This is a genomic window from Marinobacter sp. (assembly GCF_040882185.1).
Taxonomy (GTDB): Bacteria; Pseudomonadota; Gammaproteobacteria; order Pseudomonadales; family Oleiphilaceae; genus Marinobacter.
Genome location: NZ_JBBEBW010000002.1, coordinates 455,657 through 474,123, shown reverse-complemented (window position 1 = coordinate 474,123; position 18,467 = coordinate 455,657). Strand labels below are relative to the sequence as shown.

Genomic DNA, 18,467 nt, shown 5'->3' with positions numbered 1-18,467 from the left:
TCGTTCCGTTACTGGTGCCTCAGGGACATCAGTGCAGGAAACCTCGCAGACGCAACTCGATGGAGCGTGGATTTTCCCCTTCTGCGATGGCAATCAGGCCGTCAATCATCATGTCTTCATAGCGAGAACGAACCCTGACCAGACCACGAAGTTTGTTGGCGATGGGAAAGAACAACAGATTGGCCAGTGCAACGCCATAAATAGTGGCGACAAAGGCTGTGGCAATACCACTACCAAGACTGGCCGGGTCTTCAAGATTGGTCATCACCTGGATCAGCCCCATGACCGCGCCGATAATACCGATGGTGGGTGAATAGCCGCCCATGGCCTCAAATACCCGGGCGGCATCAAGGTCCCGCTGTTCCCTGGAGTCCAGATCTACCTCCATGATACCGCGTATCGACTCTGGCTCTGCGCCATCTACCAGCAGTTGCAGGCCCTTTCTCGCAAACCGCTCGGGCTCTCTCTCTGCCAGACCTTCCAGACCCAGCAAACCCTGTTTCCGGGCTTTGACACTCCAATCAATCACCTTGCCAATACCATCCTCAAGGCCTACGTAGGGCGGCAGGAACACCCAGCGAACCTGGGCAAACGCGCAACGAAGTACCGGCCAGGACGTCTGGAGCGAGGTAGCAGCCAAGGTACCCCCAATGACGATGAGGGCGGCAGGACCGTTAAAGAGAGAGCTCAGGGCACCACCTTCCAGCAAATTACCGCCCAGAATGGCGACGAATGCCAGAATAATTCCGAGCAGGCTCAGAATATCCATCAGCTGACGCCTTCAACCAGCCGTTTGCCGATTTCCTGCAGGGGAAGCACTTCATCAGTGAGCCCGGCTTTGGCTACGGCCATAGGCATGCCGTAAATAACCGAGGTTTTTTCATCCTGGGACCACACTACAGAGCCGGATTCCTTCATCATCCGGCAGCCTTCTTTGCCGTCTGCGCCCATCCCCGTCAATATGACGCCAAGGGTCTTACCGGGAAAACTGCGGGCCAGGGAGCCAAACGTGACGTCCGCACAGGGCTTATAATTGAGCCGCTCGTCTCCGGGAAGAATACGCACCCGCCCCTGACCCCCACGGCTCTCGATCATCATCTGTTTGCCTCCGGGCGCCAGCAACGCCAGCCCCGGCTTCAGCATATCGCCCTCCACGGCTTCCCGGACCTCGATTTGGCAAAGCTTGTTGAGTCGATCTGCAAATGCCGGTGTAAAGCTGGCAGGCATGTGCTGAACGAGCACCAGGGGCGCCGGGAAATTGGCTGGCAACATCACAAGCACTTTCTGCAAGGCGATTGGGCCGCCGGTAGAGGTACCAATGCCCACAACATCGTAGTGCCGGGTGGGTGTCTTACGATGACTTGAGCGAGCAGGTGGTTCTGACGTCGGTGCCGCTGGGCGGGGGGCGTCGGATTGACTGGGCACCGGCGCGTTTGTGGCGACAGAGGGCTCAGGCTTTGCGCGGGGTGTTTGCGGCGGAATTGATGCTGGCGCCGGAGCGGTTGCGGGCCGGCCGCTGTTTGGACGACTACGGGCAACGTCCAGAATTCGGTTTCGAAGGATCTTCTGCAGCTCGCTGCTATCCTTTGCAATATCTTCGAAATTCTTGGGTAGAAAATCGACAGCCCCCGCTTCCAACGCATCGAGGGTAACCCGGGCGCCGTCATAGGTCAGGGACGAAAACATCAGCACCGGCACTGGACGGGTTCTCATAATTTCGCGAACCGCTGAAATGCCATCCATAACCGGCATTTCATAATCCATGGTGATCACATCAGGCCGCAGTTTCTCGGCCATCTCGACTCCTTCACGCCCATTCGAGGCCACACCGATAACCTGGATACCATCAGAGGCATTCAAAATTTCAGTCAGTCGCTTGCGAAAAAAACCTGAATCATCAACGACCAGAACAGAAACTGCCATGCATGTCTCCTTTATTGGGTTCGACCGTTATCGGGACTACCCGTAATGCTGAAGCAGGGTTGGAACATCAAGGATCAGGGCGATCCTGCCGTCCCCGGTTATGGTCGCCCCGGCCATGCCTGGCGTGCCTTGCAACGCACGGCCCAATGGCTTGATGACGACTTCTTCCTGCCCAACCAACTGGTCTACCACAAAACCGACGCGCTTGGTTCCCATCGCAACAATCACCACATGGCCGTTCGTTGGAGGGGGCGACCCGGCGGCGCCTTTGACCAGCCAATGCTTGATATGAAACAACGGGAACACTTTGTCCCGGACCACAATACACTCTCGCCCATCCACAATGTTTTTCTTGCTGAGATCCAGGTGGAAAATTTCCACCACGTTTACCAGCGGCAACGCGAACGACTGATCTCCCAGCATAATCATCAGCGTTGGCATAATCGCCAGCGTAAGCGGTACCTTGATGACGATACGGGAGCCTTTGCCAAGCTCCGACTCAACATTAATCATGCCATTGAGCTGGCCGATCTTGGTTTTCACCACATCCATGCCGACGCCACGACCGGAGACGTCGGAAATCTGTTCTTTGGTAGAGAACCCGGCGGCGAAAATCAGGTTGTAGCACTCCGTCCTGGTGAGGCGATCTGCCGCCTCCTTGTCGTAAATCCCTTTCTCCACGGCCTTACGTCGGAGGGCTTCCGGGTCCATACCTGCGCCGTCATCTTCGATGACTAACAGGATATGATCACCTTCCTGCTCCGCTGACAGTATCACCAGGCCAACACGCGGCTTGCCGGCTTTTTCCCGCACGTCCGGCCCTTCAATCCCGTGGTCGACTGAGTTACGTACCAGGTGGACCAGCGGGTCAGAGAGCGCTTCCACCAGATTCTTGTCGAGATCGGTGTCTTCACCGTGCATCTCGAGATTGATTTCTTTTTTCAGACTTCGGGCGAGATCCCGAACAACTCTCGGGAAGCGACCAAACACCTTTTTGATGGGCTGCATACGAGTCTGCATTACCGCAGCCTGCAAATCGGTGGTGACCACATCAAGGTTGGAAACCGCTTTTTGCATGTGCTCGTCTTCACTGTTCGAGCCCAAACGCTGCAAGCGATTGCGGACCAGCACCAACTCACCCACCATGTTCATGATGTCATCAAGACGCTTGGTGTCCACTCGCACGGTGGTTTCTGCCGCTGCGGATGAATCCCTTGCCGGCATTGCAGGCGACGCCACCCCCGGTTTATCACTTTCGGCTGCGTTCTCTGGCTGCGGAGGTGGTTTGACGGGCTCTGGTTGGCCTTCTGCCTCGGGCTTTGCCGCAGGCGCGTCAGCATCTTTCGTAGGACTCTTACCTTTGCCGTGAAGTTGATCCAGCAGGTTCTCGAACTCGTCATCGGTGATAAAATTATCTCCGCTGACGTTTTCGTTATCACCCGTAGCGCCCGATTCGGGCTGTTCAGTTGGGTGGTGCTGGGAGGACGACGTCTCTACCGGCCCGGAAAACTTTCCCTTTCCGTGCAGGTTGTCCAGCAGGGCCTCAAATTCATCGTCAGTAATTTCGTCGCTGTCGCTGGCAGGAGTGTCTTGTGAAACGACCGACGAGGGTGCGGCACTGGCATCTCCATCATCAAGGGCGTTGAGCAATTCCTCGAATTCATCATCGGTGATATCGCCATGCTCGTCAGATTCAGCAGCCCCATCAGCCTGGGACGAAACCTGCGAACCGGTGTTTTCAACAGGCGTTTGCGATGCGGGTAATGCAAAACCATCGAGTGCGCGGATAAGCTCTGGCGGAGCGAACGTAAGCTCTTCCTTATTGCGGACCTGGTCAAACATGACGTTGACGTAGTCCAGAGTTTCCAGCACCACATCCATCAGTTCAGAGTCGACCCGACGTTTGTGATTGCGCAGGGTGTCGAACACGTTTTCGGCAGAGTGGCAGCAGTTAACCAACGCTTCCAACTGCAGGAAACCGGCCCCACCCTTAACGGTATGAAAGCCCCTGAATATGGCATTCAGAAGATTACTGTCGTCCGGGTTCTGTTCCAGATCTACCAGTTGCTCTGACAACTTCTCGAGTATCTCTCCAGCCTCTACCAAAAAATCCTGAAGGATCTCTTCATCAGCGTCAAATGACATGCAACACCCTCACCTTAAAATCCGAGACTGGACAGCAGGTCGTCTACATCGTCCTGTCCGGAAACTACGTCTGCGCGCTCTGCAGCTCGCATTTGTGGGCCCTCTCCTTTCTCTGGGGAGGTTTCTTCTTGCTTCGAAAGCTCATGCACCGTGCCAGTCATCTGGTCTACGTGACCTGCCATCACCACCAGGCTGAGCAGGTGTTCTTCAACCTCTTTAACCAGCGTGGTGACTTTCTGGATCACCTGGCCGGTCAGATCCTGAAAATCCTGGGCCAGCAATATTTCAGAGAGACTGCTATATATGACGTCGGTGTCATCGGCCGTGGTGGCAAAGAACTGGTCAATCCGAACATAAAGCTCACGGAATTCTGCCGGCGCAATCTCCCTGCGGCGCAATCGCTGCCAGTCCTCTCTCAGCGATTTTGTCTGATCGCGCATGGCGGTCACTCTTGGCATAGCATCTTCAACCAGGTCCATGGTGCGGTTGGCCGCCTTGCTGGTCATCTGGACCACGTATTCCAGACGGTCGGACGCATCTGCCATCATTGACAATGCTTCCTGCTGCTCCTGATTCTGGGGGTCTATCTGAAAGTTCCGGATGGCTTCATGCAGGCTGCGGGTAAGGCGACCTACCTCCCGGTAGAGGCTTTGGTCCCGGACTTCGCTCAGATCACTGATCATGGCCATGGCCTTGCCGTAATCGCCGGCATTCACCTGGTTCATCAGCTCGGTGGCCTGACTGCGAAGTTTTTCGGTTACCTCGGGGTCAAGACTTGCATGGTTCTTTTTAATTTTGCTCATAAGAGCGAGTCCGACCCCGTTTACTGAATGCGTTCGAAGATCTTTTCGATCTTTTCTTTGAGCACAGCCGCGGTGAATGGTTTGACCACATAACCGTTAACACCTGCCTGGGCAGCTGCCACAATCTGGTCTCGCTTGGCTTCTGCAGTCACCATCAGCACCGGCAAGGTTTTCAGACTCTCGTCGGCCCGGACCTCTTTGAGAAGGTCAATGCCCGACATACCGGGCATATTCCAATCCGTAACCAGAAAATCGTACTTGCCACTTTTGAGCATCGGCAATGCGGTGTTGCCATCGTCGGCTTCATCGGTGTTGGTGAAGCCGAGATCACGTAACAGGTTTTTGATGATCCTGCGCATCGTGGAAAAATCGTCCACAATCAGGATTTTCATGTTTTTGTCCAAAGGGACCTCCAGTAAATAAAGCCCGGAATTGAGATCAATTCATGGCCCTGTCACTCAGGACGCTGACCGTTTTGCCAGTCTAGCCGCCTGCCAGAATTACACCGCTTATTGTCTTGTCTGCCGCGCCGTTGTAAAGCCGCGGTTACCAAAAACTACAGATCTCAGGCCGTGGTGGTGGACCAGTCCGATAATCGGGCCCGCAGCCGCATCGCCGCCTGGGTATGAATCTGGCTGACCCGGCTCTCACTGACGCCGATCACTGCGCCAATTTCCTTCAGGTTGAGCTCCTCCTGGTAGTACAGACTCAGGACCAGTTTTTCCCGCTCGGGTAGCTCACCGATGGCCTCCGCCAGGCTTTTGCGAAACGCGTCAGAAGTGATGCCATTGAGGGGATTATCCGACGCCTCCTGTTCTTCTATCGGCAGCTCGCCGGATTCATTGAGCTCATCAAGACTAAAAAGTTTGCCGCTGCTGGCATCGTTCAAACAGGCATGGTATTCGCTGAGTGACATGTCGAGCTCTTCCGCGACGTTAGCGTCCTGTGCCTCGCACCCGGTACGGTCCTCAACGACCTTGATCGCATTGGCCACCCGGCGGGCATTTCGGTGTACCGATCGGGGAACCCAGTCCCCTTTGCGAATTTCGTCCACGATGGAACCGCGAATACGAATACCGGCGTAGGTTTCGAACGAGGCGCCTTTGTCAGACTGGAATTTATTGGCAGCTTCGAGAAGGCCTATCATTCCGGCCTGCATAAGGTCGTCCAGCTGCACTGAGGCGGGAAGACGCGCCAACAGGTGCAACGCAATTTTTTTCACCAGCGGAGCATGAGTTTCGACAAGCTCATCAGCTTGTCGGGCGCCAGTTTTGTTATAGATTCCCAGGCGTTTCGCCAACGTCATGTATCCAGTCAGGCCTCTACAAGGCGTTCAACGAAGAATTCGAGGTGGCCCCGTGGCGATGAGGGCAATGGCCAGCTATCGACTTTTTCTGCCAGCGCTTTTATGGCCAGGGAGGCCTTGGCCCTTGGATAAACCTCCATCACTGCACGCTGGCGCTGGACGGCTTTCTTGACCGACTCATCGTAAGGCACCATGCCCACGTATTGCAGCGCTACATCCAGGAAGCGCTCGGTAACCCGGGTGAGTTTGCCGAACAGGTGCTTTCCCTCTTGCTCGTTGCGGACTTGATTAGCCAGAATCCGGAAGCGACTGACGCCGTAATCCCGGTTCATCAACTTGATCAACGCGTAGGCGTCGGTGATAGAGGTCGGTTCATCACAAACCACAAACAACAGTTCCTGGGAAGCCCGCAGAAAACTGACCACTGACTCCGAGATACCGGCAGCGGTGTCGATAATCAGCACGTCAATCTGGTCACCGATATCGCTGAAGGCGTTGATGAGCCCCGCGTGCTCCATAGGCGTCAACTGAGTCATCCGTTGGGTACCCGATGAGGCTGGTACGATTTTGATTCCGCCCGGACCATCAACCAACACGTCACGCAAGTCACACTCACCGGCCAATACGTCCGCCAGGTTTCTGTTGGAAGTAATGCCGAGCAATACATCAATGTTGGCCAGCCCGAGGTCGGCATCCAGCACGACGACCCGACGCCCCATCTGAGAAAGTGCAATAGCGAGATTGACTGAAACGTTGCTCTTGCCGACGCCGCCCTTCCCACCAGTGACTGCAATCACCTGAACCGGATGTGGTTTACTCATACTGACTCTTGTCTCTGTGACACGTTAAGTCCGACCCCTCATCGTTACGTAAAACGACCTGTTAATTACGCACCTTCTGCCAGGGCCAGCTCCTTCTGGACTGTTTTCAAACGCTCTACAGCCAGCCTCACCAGCGGAATAGCTTCTGCGTGATGCAGATCCTGGGGAATTTTCTGGCCATTAGTGTAGTAAGCCAGCGGCAGGCTTGTCTCCATGACAAAGCCAAGCGCTTCACCCAGGGTTAACGCTTCGTCAATCTTGGTAATAACGCAACCCGCGAGCTTAGCCATCTTATAGCAATGCCACATGGATTTCATAATACGCGCCTGGCTGGTAGCCGATACAACCAGGTGCGACTTGATGCCGTGACGGCTTTGCGCCAACTCTAGCAGTTGTTCCTGATATCCACGATCGGATTGGGTAAGGCCGGCGGTATCAATCAGCACCAGATGCCGATCCGACAACTCTTCAAGAATAGCATCCAATGAATGACTTTCATCCACTACGCGGACGGGAACGTTCAGAATGCGACCAAAGACGAATAACTGCTCGTGTGCGGCCACCCGATAGCGATCTGTTGTTACCAGCGCAAGCGAGTCGGCGCCATGTCGCAAGACGTAGCGGGCGGCCATCTTGCCGATCGTCGTGGTTTTGCCGGAGCCGGTAGGGCCAACCAAAGCAAAGACACCGCCCTGCTCCAGCCATTCGGTTCTGGTGGTCTTGACACCGGCTGCCAGAGTTTTCAGTGCCTGTTTCCAACCCTCGTCCAGACGACTCTTACCATGGCTCTTTGACAGCGCGGACGCCAGGGTCCGGGTCAGGCCAAATTCTTCCAGGCGCTCAGCCAACCGTTGCTGTGAAGCATCCGTGGGCTGGGGAGCCTTTATTGCCGGGGTTCGGGTGGTCATCAGGTCCCGCAGCGAGGTAATCTCCGCTCGCATTTCTGCTAACGCATTATTCGGGAACGCCTCTGCTGCAGAACGGGATGGCACCTCAACCGCGCTTAAAGGGTCCGGATAGCGCTGCCCTTCCGCGGCCCGCTGTTCACGAACGCCGCGGATACGATCTCTTGAACGACCCAATTCGTCTTCAAGGCGACGGTGGTGATCCGCCTGCATTTCGGCCAGTCGGGAGCCATTAGTGGCTTCGATAGCACGATCGCCGAGACGCTGACGCGCCATATTTTCGTCGTAGTCGAGGGCCGTCACAATTTCGACTCCTCCATCCACGCGTCGATTGGACAGGATGACCGCGTCCGCTCCCATGTCTTCACGGACCCGTTTGAGTGCTTCAGCCATGGTTGGCGCAAAAAACCGTTTTACTTTCATAATGCTTCATCCTCCCGGTGGCGGTGGTTAACTGCCGCCCCTGCTCGATGTCTCCGGCACTTACTGACCGACTGACGCCACAATCGTAATTTGTTTGTTATCCGGTACTTCCTGGTAAGAGAGCACATGCAAACGCTCAATGCCGAAACTGGCAAATTTCGCCAGCACCGGCCTGAGCGGCGCCGAAACCAGCAAGATAGCGGGCTTGCCGAGCATTTCCTGTCGTTGCGCGGTGTCCTGAAGAGACCGCTGAAGTTTCTCTACCATGCCTGGCTCCAAAACCAGCCCGATGTCATCGTGACCGCCGGATTGTTGACTCTGCTGCATGGACTTCAGCAATAACTGTTCCAACTCCGGGTCCAGTGTGATCACCGGAATTTCAGATTCGTTGCCGCAGATACTCTGGATAATCATTCTGCGCAACGCCTGACGAGCCGCAGTGGTCAGTACTTTGGCGTCCTGGCTCTTGGGGTGGACATTGACGATGGCCTCCGCAATCGATCGCATATCGCGTATGGGAACTTCTTCCCTCAGCAGGTTTTGCAATACCTTCAGCAAGACGCTAATGGAGAGAGTGGTGGGCACCAACTCTTCCGCCAGCTTCGGTGACAGCTTTTCAAGCTGGTCCAGCCACTTCTGTACCTCTTCGTGACCGAGCAGTTCGTGGGCGTGTTTTTGCAGGATCTGGTTAAGATGAGTGGCCACCACCGTACTGGCATCCACCACGGTGTAGCCGAGGGTTTGGGCCTGATCTTTTTTCTCCGGCTCTATCCAGCTGGCATCCAGGCCGAAGGCCGGGTCCTTGCCCTCAATGCCGTCAATTTTTCCGAAAACCTGGCCCGGGTCAATCGCCAGCTCCCGATCAGGATGAATCTCCGCTTCAGCAATGGTGACGCCCATCAGGGTAATGCGATACACGTTGGGCATCAGGTCCAGATTGTCGCGAATATGGACGGAAGGCATCAGGAAACCAAGATCCTGAGACAATTTTTTCCGCACCCCCTTGATACGGGTCAACAACTGCCCGCCCTGGGATTTATCGACAAGTGGAATCAACCGGTATCCTACCTCCAGCCCTACAATGTCCACTGTCGACACGTCATCCCAGCCCAGTTCACGGGTTTCCCCGGGCGCAGGGAGGGCCTGGCTGGCATCCCCACCGTTGCGAGTTTCAGGCCCTTGCGTTACAGGCTTGGAGCCGCTCCGAACCGGGAAGACATCGTCTTCCTCTACCGTTTGCCGCTGTTTTTTCCAGATCCAGTACGCCAGGCCAGCGGACAGACTGCCCAGGCCCAGAAACGCCACGTGGGGCATGCCCGGAATCAGACCGAGGATCAGCAATATGGTGGCGGCGATAGCCAGCGCACGGGGCGCGGTAAACATCTGTTCCAGAATCTGGCCGCCCATATCCTGGCTGGACGTAACCCGGGTCACCATGATTGCTGCTGAGGTTGAGAGCAAGAGCGAGGGAATCTGTGCAACCAGACCGTCACCGATGGTCAGCAGGGCGTAGTTTCGCATGGCGTCGCCAAACGCCAGGTCGTGCTGAAGCATGCCAATGGCAACACCGCCAAAGATGTTGATGGCGAGAATCAGCAGACCGGCCACCGCATCGCCTTTTACAAACTTGCTGGCACCGTCCATGGAACCGTAGAAATCCGCTTCCTGGGCAATCTCTGCGCGCCGGAACTTGGCCTCATCCTGATTGATCAGACCCGCGTTGAGATCGGCGTCGATGGCCATCTGCTTGCCTGGCATCGCATCCAGGGTGAACCGAGCGCTAACTTCCGACACTCTGCCGGCACCTTTGGTTACCACCAGGAAGTTGATGATCATCAAGATGGCAAACACCACCAGGCCAACCGCATAGTTACCGCCGATCAGAACTTCACCGAACGACTCGATCACCTTACCGGCGGCGTCGCCCCCTTCATGGCCATTGAGCAGGACTATTCGGGTAGACGCTACGTTCAGTGCCAGCCGGAGCAATGTCGCCACCAGCAGAACAGTTGGAAAGGCGGCAAACTCCATCGGACGCAGGGCGTAGACACAGACCAGCAGAATGACAATGGACAGAGTGATATTGAAGGTGAACAGCACGTCGAGCAGGAATGCTGGCATCGGGAGTATCATCATTCCCAACAGCGCCATCAGCATCAGGGGAATGCCCAGATTTCCGGCTGTCAGGGATTTGACATTGTTGAAGACTAAAGCTCGATCCATCTTCCGGTGCTCTCCGCGCAGTACGTTCTGTATCAATTGCCGGTCGGTTTTTTGACGCCAAAGCGCCCTGTACCCCTGGGTATCGCAAGAACCATACCAGGCTGACTTAACAGCAGAATCAATTGCTCTCACCTGCGCATCCAACACCTGACGCCGACCCGGAGATGCGGTATCCTTGCGTCCATTTCTGATTGACAAATAGGTGAGCCATGCCGATTCACGAGGTAAAACACCCCCTGATCCGCCATAAATTGGGCCTGATGCGCCGGGCCGATATCAGCACCAAAAACTTTCGGGAATTGGCCCAGGAAATTGGTGCTCTGTTGACCTATGAGGCCAGTAAGGATTTCCTGCTACAAGAGGAAACCATCCAGGGTTGGGCTGGCCCAGTGAAGGTTGAACGTATCACCGGTAAAAAGGTCACCATCGTGCCAATACTCAGGGCGGGCATGGGCATGCTGGAAGGCGTTCTTACGCTTATTCCCGGGGCGCGCGTAAGCGTAGTGGGCCAGGTCCGGAATGAGGAAACCCTGGAAGCCAGCACCTACCTGGAAAAGTTGGTGGGCGAGCTAGATCAGCGCATGGCCATCATTGTGGACCCGATGCTGGCGACCGGCGGCTCACTCATCTCGACCATTGAGCTGCTGAAAAAAGCAGGCAGCACCGAAATACGTGCGCTGATACTGGTGGCGGCTCCAGAAGGCATAAAGAAAGTGCTGGATGCTCACCCCGATGTCTCCATCTATACCGCCTCCGTGGACGAACGCCTCAACGAGAAGGGCTATATACTGCCCGGCCTGGGCGACGCCGGTGACAAGATTTTCGGCACCAAACAAAAGGACATATAAGCATGCAGGACCCTACTGAGGGCGCCGTCTGGCGTCAGGCACTGGCAGGTTCGCAGATGTTGCTGGTGGCTTTCGGAGCACTGGTTCTGATGCCTCTGATCACTGGGCTCGATCCCAATGTGGCCTTGTTCACGGCGGGCCTTGGCACGCTGATCTTTCATATCATCACCGGTGGTCAGGTGCCGGTTTTCCTGGCCTCATCATTTGCATTCATCGCTCCGGTTATTGCAGCCAAGGCCAAGTTCGGCCTGGAAGAAACCCTGGGTGGCCTGGCGGCAGCGGGCGTACTTTATATGGTGCTGAGTGGCGTCGTCAGGCTTAAAGGTACGGGCTTCATCAACCGCCTGCTGCCACCGGTCGTCATTGGCCCGGTGATTATGGTCATCGGTCTCAGCCTGGCACCGGTGGCGGTTCACATGGCGTCCGGCCGGGCCGGGGATGGCAGCGCAGAACTGGTTCCCTACACTACCGCCATTGTCATCGCGATGATTTCACTGTTAGTCACTATCCTGGCGGCGGTCTGGGCCAAAGGCCTGTTCCGGCTGGTACCCATCATGTTCGGGATTGGCGTCGGCTATGTGCTCTCCGCCTTTGCCGGTATCGTTGATACCAGCGCTATTGCCCAAGCCGCCTGGTTCTCAGTCCCGAATTTTGTGGCGCCCGCTTTCAGTTGGTCCGCTATCCTGTTTATGCTTCCGGTGGCGATTGCACCCGCCATTGAGCACATCGGGGACGTACTGGCCATCGGGAATGTCACCGGCAAGAATTACATCAAGAAACCCGGCCTGCATCGCACACTGCTGGGTGACGGCATAGCCACCAGCTCCGCTGCCCTGTTGGGTGGACCTCCGAATACCACCTATTCGGAAGTGACCGGCGCGGTGATGCTTACCCGCAACTTCAACCCCAAGGTCATGATCTGGGCCGCTGTAATCGCTATTGTCCTGGCCTTCGTTGGCAAGTTTGGCGCGGCTCTGCAAACCATTCCAGTTCCGGTCATTGGCGGTATCCTGTGTCTGCTGTTCGGCTCTATCGCGGTAGTGGGAATGAACACCCTGATACGGCACCAGGTGGATTTTTCGGAGCGCCGCAATCTGGTGATTGCTGGGGTTACACTGGTGTTTGGTATTGGTGGTATGGCCATTGGCCAGGTCGAGGGCATTGCACTCTGTGGTCTTGTCGCTATTGGTTTGAATCTGATTCTGCCTGGCAGCAAAGATGCAGGCTGGGGAGAAGCCTCCACGGAAGAGGACGCTCTGGACAAGTCATTCTGAAGGCTTGAAAACAGTCAGTAATATTCAGACCGGAGGCCATCAGACGTCACGGCGCAGGTCACCGGGAATTGGGAAGTCCGGCATGCCGGGCTTCGGCCCCTGGCCGCGCCGGAACTGGCGCAGCTGGAACAGGTAGGCCAACACCTGGGCAATCGCCATATACAGTCCATCAGGGATTTCGCCGCCGATCTCAGTGTTGTGATAAACCGCACGGGTCAACGGAGGCGTGCGAAGGATATCCACCTTGTGCTCCCTCGCAATCTCCATAATCTTGAACGCCACTTCGTCCCCACCCTTGGCCACAACTACAGGCGCGGACATGGTTTTTTGATCATATTTCAAAGCGACCGCAAAATGCGTCGGATTGGTAATGACTACGTCGGCACCTGGCACGTCTTGCATCATCCGGCGCTGAGCCATCTCCCGTTGTAGCTGGCGAATGCGACCTTTTACTTCCGGCTTGCCTTCGCTGTCCTTGAATTCGTCCTTGACCTCCTGTTTGGTCATACGCAGTTTTTTCTGGTGATCGTAAATCTGAAAAGGCACGTCGATCACAGCAATAACGATGGTCGCACAGGCCAATAGAAAGAAACTCCAGCCCAAAGTCCAAAGTACATGTTCCATTGCAGGAATGGTTGGCTCTTCAGCGATACTGAGCAAGTCTGCTGTACGCAGATCGAGGATCAGGATGGCGATGATCATCACCAGGGTGACTTTGGCGATGGCCTTGACGAGCTCAATCAGCGAGCGCATCGAAAACATCCGCTTAAGCCCTTTGAACGGGTCCATCCGGTTCAGCTTTGGCGCAATCGCCTTGCCGCTAAACAGTATGCCACCAATGCCAATGGGGCCAAGAATGGCCGCTACGAATAACAGAATCATCAGGGGCATCAGGGCAACGGCAGCTTCCCGGGCAGAATCCAGCAAAAGCAGGCTCATGGTGTTAGTATCGAACACCGCCGCGCGCTCAATGACGAAATTTTCCCGCATGATGTTTTCAAGAGACGCACCCAGACCGGCGCCAAACATCAGCAATCCACCTGCGCCAGCCAGCAGCACGGCCATGGTTGCCAGCTCTTTGGAGCGGGCGGTCTGGCCCTCCTCGCGAGATTTTTCAATACGTCGCGGAGTGGCTTCTTCGGTTTTTTCCTGACTGTTGTCGTTTTCTTCCGCCATCAGGGCACCCCCTGCAACTGGCGCATAAACTCATAGGTTTCTTCGGCATACTGCTGAAAATGCGGCAGGAAATTGGCCTGCAATACCCAAATGGAGAACAAACCAAACATCAAACCGATGGGAAAACCCAGGGCGAAGATATTCATCTGGGGCGCTGCCCGGGTCATCACCCCGAACGAAATATTGACGATGAGCACCGCGGTTACCGCAGGCAAAGCCAGCAACATGGCCGATACAAAGACCCAGCTGATCCTGTGAGCCAGATCCCACACCCCGGCCTGGCCAAGACCCTCAAGACCGATAGGCAAGGTACGAAAACTCTCAAGAAATACTTCAAACGCAACCAGGTGGCCGTTCATGGCCAGATAAAGCAACGTCACTGATATTGAGTAAAGCTGTGAGAGCACAGGCACGCTGACACCATTCGCGGGGTCCACCATGGACGCAAAGCCAAGACCCATCTGCATGGCAATCATCTGGCCGGTAACGACAAACAGCTGGAACAGCGCGGTCAGGGCAAACCCCAGCCCAACGCCGATCAGAATCTGCTGCAACGTAATGATAACGGCGTCGGCGCTGAGGGCTTCTACCTGGGGCACCTCATCAAGCATAGGAACAATAAGGACAGTGATCAGCAACGCCAGCCCAAGTCGGATTCTGGCAGGTACCAGTTGCGTACCGATGAACGGGATCACCATCATGAAACTGGCAATACGAAATAGCGGCCAGAGATGCTGGCCTACCCATTGCCCGATCAGATCCGCACTGACGTCATAGGGCATGAGATATCAGCCGATCAGAAAAGGGATGTTGGTGATCAGGTTATTAGCGTGGTCAAGTAGCTTGGTCAGCATCCAGGGGCCAGCAAAAATAATCACCAGGAGCGTTATTATCAGACGCGGCAAAAAGCTCAAGGTTTGCTCGTTAATCTGGGTGGCCGCTTGAAAAGTGCTGACCACAAGCCCCACCACCAATCCCGGCATGATGATTACCCCAGCCAACAAGACGATCATCCAGAGCGCCTCGCGCATAATGTCGATAACGGTTTCCGGTGTCATAACTCAGACTCCTCGAAGCGGAAAACGGCGCATGGGCAAACCACCCTAAATACCGTAACTGGCGGCCAGGGTGCCAATTATCAGCGCCCAGCCATCCACCAGTACAAACAACATGATCTTGAAGGGCAGTGAGATAATGATAGGGGACAGCATCATCATACCCATCGCCATCAGCACGCTGGCCACCACCATGTCGATGATCAGGAATGGAATAAATAGAATGAACCCGATCTGAAATGCGGTTTTCAGCTCGCTGGTGACAAATGCCGGCATCAGTATCCAGAACGAAACGTCCTCCGGAGTCTCGTATTGAGGCTCGTCCGCTATCCGCATAAACAGGGCGAGATCGCTCTCTCGAGTCTGCCCCAGCATGAATTCCCGAAACGGCTGGCTAGCCAGGTCAACCGCTTCCAGTGGCCCGATTTCTTCCTGAACATACGGCTGCAGCGCTATCTCATTCACCTCTTCCAGCACCGGTTTCATGATAAAAATGGTCAGGAACAGCGTCAGTCCAAGGAGAATCTGGTTAGAAGGCGTGGACTGCAAACCCAGCGCCTGACGCAGGATGGCAAACACCACGATGATGCGAGTAAAAGATGTCATCATCATCATCATGGCTGGCAGGAAGGTAAGCGCTGTCATCAACGCCAGAATCTGCAACGTGACCGAGTATTCCTCGGTACCCTCGCCTTCCCCGGGAGTCATCTGGATAGCCGGGATTCCGGGAATATCGGCCAGCGCCGAGGGTGCCAATAAAACGGCTATCAGGCCTACAAAATAAACGCTGTAATGGCCAGTAAGCCGCTTCACGAGCTGCCTCCCGTGGAATCTGATGGCGTTTTATCCGAGGCCCACTGACGGCCCATCAGCCCTTGCAGACGTTTGGCAAAATCGGTGTTGCCGCCTTCCCCCGGCTTGACCACCGGCTCGTCGAATACGTGCAGGGTGCGAATGGAAGAAGGCGTGATTCCCACTAGTATCTGGGTGCCGCCAACCTCTACCAGGGCAATACGTTCACGGGTACCCAGGGCCAGAACAGAAACCACTTTCATGGCGTTGCTGTTCATACCCGTGAGCCCGTTCATCCGACGGACCAGCCAGGCACAGCCCATAATCAGAGCGAGCACCGCCAGCAACCCGAAACCGAGCGTTGCCATGGAGATCAGAGTGTCTGGGGCGCTACCTGTGGCCTGTTTTCCTGCAGGCTCGCTGGCCGATTCCTCAGCCACGCAGAGTACGGGCACCGCTAATGCCATCATGCCCGTCATTACCTGATATAACCGCGGCCACCGGAGGGGCCCGATGACAGACAGGTTCACTTTGCCAGCCGCTTGATGCGCTCACCCGGGCTCATCACATCGGTCAGCCGGATGCCGAATTTTTCGTTCACCATCACGACCTCGCCATGGGCAATGAGAGTGCCATTCACCAGAACATCCAGCGGTTCACCGGCGAGTCTGTCGAGTTCAATGACTGACCCCTGGTTGAGCTGCAAGAGATTACGAATGGGGATCTGGGTATTTCCGACTTCCATCGAAATGGTCACGGGGATATCAAGAATGACGTCAAGATCCGGCGCCGGGCCGTCCCCAATCATTTCCCCTACCGCTTCCTCAAACTCCTCCATCGGAGCCGTTTTTACCTGTTTCTTTTTATCTTCAACTGCGGGTTTTTCACCGGACGTCTCACCAGCCTCTTCCATCGCGGCGGCCCATTCATCATTGCGGTCTTCTTCGTCCGTGTCCCCGGACTCCTCCATGGCAGCTTCCCACTCGGCAGCGAGCTTTTCGTCTTCGCTCAGTTCTTGCTCATCTTTCTTGTCGTCAGCCATAGCGTTCTACCTTACCTTCAGTTGTTTTTTCACCACGGGCTGCTTGGCCCGGCCGGCAATCTTGAGTGCGAGCTTGCCGTCGCGGGTGCCCAAGGTAGCCTTGTATACCGGAATACCGTTGGCGGTGATGGTCAGAAGATCCGGCATTTCAACCGGGATAATATCCCCGGCCTTGAACTTGGCCACTTCACGCAGGGAAACCCGTCGCCGGCAGAGCATGGTATTGATCGGCACGCTCACCTCTTTTATATCTTCCTGGAGCGCATTTACCCAGCGCTCGTCCACATCATCAATGTCACTCTGCACACCTGCGTCCAGCACATCACGAATAGGCTCGATCATCGAATACGGCAACGCCATATGCAGTTCGCCCCCGCCACCATCAAGCTCGATATGGAAGGTGCTGATCACCACCACTTCGCTGGGGCTAACGATGTTGGCCATCGCAGGATTAACCTCGGAGCTGAGGTATTCAAAATCCACTTTCAGTACCGCATGCCAGGCTTCCTTCATGTCATGAAAGACCTGATCGAGTACCATCTGAACAATTCGGGTCTCGGTCGGGGTGAACTCACGGCCCTCGATTTTGGCGTGTCGACCTTCTCCACCGAAGAAATTATCCACCAGCTTGAACACCAGTTTGGCGTCCAGAATAAACAGTCCGGCGCCCCGCAGAGGCCTTACTTTTACAAGATTAAGGCTGGTCGGGACATACAGCGTGTGAATATATTCACCGAACTTCATAATCTGAACGCCGCCGGTGGAGACGTCAGCATTGCGCCGTAACAGATTAAACAGGCTGATGCGGGTATAGCGGGCAAAACGCTCATTGATCATTTCAAGCGTCGGCATCCGACCGCGCACAATACGGTCCTGACTTGCCAGGTCATAGTCTTTTACACCGGAAGCATCGACATCGTCATAGGTGTCGATATCGCCATCGTCTACACCGTGTAGAAGGGCATCGATTTCGTCCTGTGACAGTAAATCCTGCATACGTCTACCTGCCCATCAAGTCAGCCCGGGATCGGGTCGTTCACTGCAATACGAAATTCAGGAAAAGTACATTCGATACCGGTGGCTCGCCTTCCTGCTCAAGCACACCGTTAACCGACGCCAGCATGGCGGCAATAAGCTGGTCCCGGCCCTCAACAGTCTGCAAACCGTTAAAACTTTGGCCCCCAAGAACACTCAGAAGCCTGCTTCTCAACAGTGGCAGGTGCGTGTTGGTTGCCTCCAGCGGAGCCACATCCTGGGCTTCAAACGCCAGGTAAATCTGGGCATAACGGGTGCGATTCTCCGCCTGAATGGTGGCCACCAGCGGCTTTTCGATAACGTGATACTGGTTCGGCGCGAACACTTCAACAACCTCCGCCGCATCGCCTGGCGGCGTATCCGGATCATCCTTACTAAGAAACCAGAAGGTGCCCGCAATGGAAAGGCCGATTGCCAGCAGGACAACAAGTACCAGCATAATAATAAGCTTTAGCTTGCCTTTTTTCGGCGCCTCAGCGGGAACGTTGTTTTCAGCCATAAATCGCTTCTGTCAGAATTTTGTCAGCAGTGTCGCTGATTAACCAAGTTGATGCAAAGGGCGGGCCAGCTTGATGATAACGAGGATTCAGAACAACAGTTTAGTCTCGACCCTAGACTTCGGCAAAGCGGTTTCAAGGACAGCGGGTACTTTAAACGAGGGAACAGCAATAAACGAGGAAACAGCAATGGAAATCC

The 18,467-nt window shown here is 55.3% G+C and carries 19 protein-coding genes; 2 read left to right on the top strand and 17 right to left on the bottom strand.

What is annotated here, in order from left to right:
- Window positions 1-28: 28 nt before the first annotated feature.
- The 9 genes from WEB64_RS03295 to flhA all read right to left on the bottom strand — a co-directional run bounded on the left by WEB64_RS03295 (window position 29) and on the right by flhA (window position 10,549).
- Window positions 29-769, bottom strand: coding sequence for a flagellar motor protein (locus tag WEB64_RS03295; protein ID WP_368061803.1), 741 nt, complete (start codon window positions 767-769; stop codon window positions 29-31).
- Window positions 769-1,923: a chemotaxis response regulator protein-glutamate methylesterase gene (locus WEB64_RS03290; RefSeq protein WP_368061804.1), complete on the bottom strand. Its 1,155-nt coding sequence runs from the start codon at window positions 1,921-1,923 to the stop codon at window positions 769-771. The genes WEB64_RS03295 and WEB64_RS03290 overlap by 1 nt, the downstream gene beginning before the upstream one ends.
- Before the next feature lie 36 nt (window positions 1,924-1,959).
- The gene (locus tag WEB64_RS03285) at window positions 1,960-4,068 is read right to left on the bottom strand and encodes a chemotaxis protein CheW (RefSeq protein ID WP_368061805.1); all 2,109 of its coding nucleotides are present in this window, start codon (window positions 4,066-4,068) and stop codon (window positions 1,960-1,962) included.
- 14 nt (window positions 4,069-4,082) lie between these two features.
- Complete coding sequence (locus tag WEB64_RS03280; RefSeq protein ID WP_368061806.1) at window positions 4,083-4,871, bottom strand: protein phosphatase CheZ; 789 nt, start codon at window positions 4,869-4,871, stop codon at window positions 4,083-4,085.
- A gap of 20 nt (window positions 4,872-4,891) precedes the next feature.
- A complete protein-coding gene (cheY, locus tag WEB64_RS03275; RefSeq protein WP_368061807.1) occupies window positions 4,892-5,275 on the bottom strand; it encodes a chemotaxis response regulator CheY in 384 nt (127 codons plus the stop codon).
- A gap of 161 nt (window positions 5,276-5,436) precedes the next feature.
- Window positions 5,437-6,177 carry an RNA polymerase sigma factor FliA gene (locus WEB64_RS03270; protein ID WP_368061808.1) on the bottom strand — a complete coding sequence of 247 codons (741 nt, stop codon included), beginning with the start codon at window positions 6,175-6,177 and terminating at the stop codon, window positions 5,437-5,439.
- A gap of 8 nt (window positions 6,178-6,185) precedes the next feature.
- Window positions 6,186-6,998, bottom strand: coding sequence for a MinD/ParA family protein (locus WEB64_RS03265; protein WP_368061809.1), 813 nt, complete (start codon window positions 6,996-6,998; stop codon window positions 6,186-6,188).
- A 65-nt stretch (window positions 6,999-7,063) separates the two neighbouring features.
- On the bottom strand, window positions 7,064-8,326 hold the full coding sequence (flhF, locus tag WEB64_RS03260; protein WP_368061810.1) for a flagellar biosynthesis protein FlhF: 1,263 nt from the start codon (window positions 8,324-8,326) through the stop codon (window positions 7,064-7,066).
- A 60-nt stretch (window positions 8,327-8,386) separates the two neighbouring features.
- A complete protein-coding gene (flhA, locus tag WEB64_RS03255; protein ID WP_368061811.1) occupies window positions 8,387-10,549 on the bottom strand; it encodes a flagellar biosynthesis protein FlhA in 2,163 nt (720 codons plus the stop codon).
- Window positions 10,550-10,758: 209 nt separating this feature from the next.
- Between flhA and upp the strand changes: the two genes are divergently transcribed.
- A complete protein-coding gene (upp, locus tag WEB64_RS03250; protein ID WP_368061812.1) occupies window positions 10,759-11,397 on the top strand; it encodes a uracil phosphoribosyltransferase in 639 nt (212 codons plus the stop codon).
- A 2-nt stretch (window positions 11,398-11,399) separates the two neighbouring features.
- Entirely contained in the window at window positions 11,400-12,671 is a 1,272-nt protein-coding gene (locus WEB64_RS03245) for a uracil-xanthine permease family protein (RefSeq protein ID WP_368061813.1), read from the top strand.
- A 39-nt stretch (window positions 12,672-12,710) separates the two neighbouring features.
- Here WEB64_RS03245 and flhB read toward each other — a convergent pair whose 3' ends face one another.
- The 8 genes from flhB to fliL are packed head-to-tail and all read right to left on the bottom strand — an operon-like array spanning window position 12,711 to window position 18,270.
- Entirely contained in the window at window positions 12,711-13,847 is a 1,137-nt protein-coding gene (gene flhB, locus WEB64_RS03240) for a flagellar biosynthesis protein FlhB (RefSeq protein ID WP_368061814.1), read from the bottom strand.
- Window positions 13,847-14,629: a flagellar biosynthetic protein FliR gene (gene fliR / locus WEB64_RS03235; RefSeq protein ID WP_368061815.1), complete on the bottom strand. Its 783-nt coding sequence runs from the start codon at window positions 14,627-14,629 to the stop codon at window positions 13,847-13,849. Before fliR ends, flhB begins: the two co-directional genes overlap by 1 nt.
- Before the next feature lie 6 nt (window positions 14,630-14,635).
- The gene (fliQ, locus tag WEB64_RS03230) at window positions 14,636-14,905 is read right to left on the bottom strand and encodes a flagellar biosynthesis protein FliQ (protein ID WP_368061816.1); all 270 of its coding nucleotides are present in this window, start codon (window positions 14,903-14,905) and stop codon (window positions 14,636-14,638) included.
- Between the two features lie 45 nt (window positions 14,906-14,950).
- Window positions 14,951-15,673, bottom strand: a complete 723-nt coding sequence (gene fliP, locus WEB64_RS03225; RefSeq protein WP_368062254.1) for a flagellar type III secretion system pore protein FliP — start codon at window positions 15,671-15,673, stop codon at window positions 14,951-14,953.
- A gap of 38 nt (window positions 15,674-15,711) precedes the next feature.
- Window positions 15,712-16,161, bottom strand: a complete 450-nt coding sequence (gene fliO / locus WEB64_RS03220) for a flagellar biosynthetic protein FliO (RefSeq protein WP_368062255.1) — start codon at window positions 16,159-16,161, stop codon at window positions 15,712-15,714.
- A gap of 59 nt (window positions 16,162-16,220) precedes the next feature.
- A complete protein-coding gene (gene fliN / locus WEB64_RS03215) occupies window positions 16,221-16,736 on the bottom strand; it encodes a flagellar motor switch protein FliN (protein WP_368061817.1) in 516 nt (171 codons plus the stop codon).
- A gap of 6 nt (window positions 16,737-16,742) precedes the next feature.
- The gene (gene fliM / locus WEB64_RS03210) at window positions 16,743-17,732 is read right to left on the bottom strand and encodes a flagellar motor switch protein FliM (RefSeq protein ID WP_368061818.1); all 990 of its coding nucleotides are present in this window, start codon (window positions 17,730-17,732) and stop codon (window positions 16,743-16,745) included.
- 40 nt (window positions 17,733-17,772) lie between these two features.
- On the bottom strand, window positions 17,773-18,270 hold the full coding sequence (gene fliL, locus WEB64_RS03205) for a flagellar basal body-associated protein FliL (protein WP_368061819.1): 498 nt from the start codon (window positions 18,268-18,270) through the stop codon (window positions 17,773-17,775).
- Window positions 18,271-18,467 lie beyond the last annotated feature (197 nt).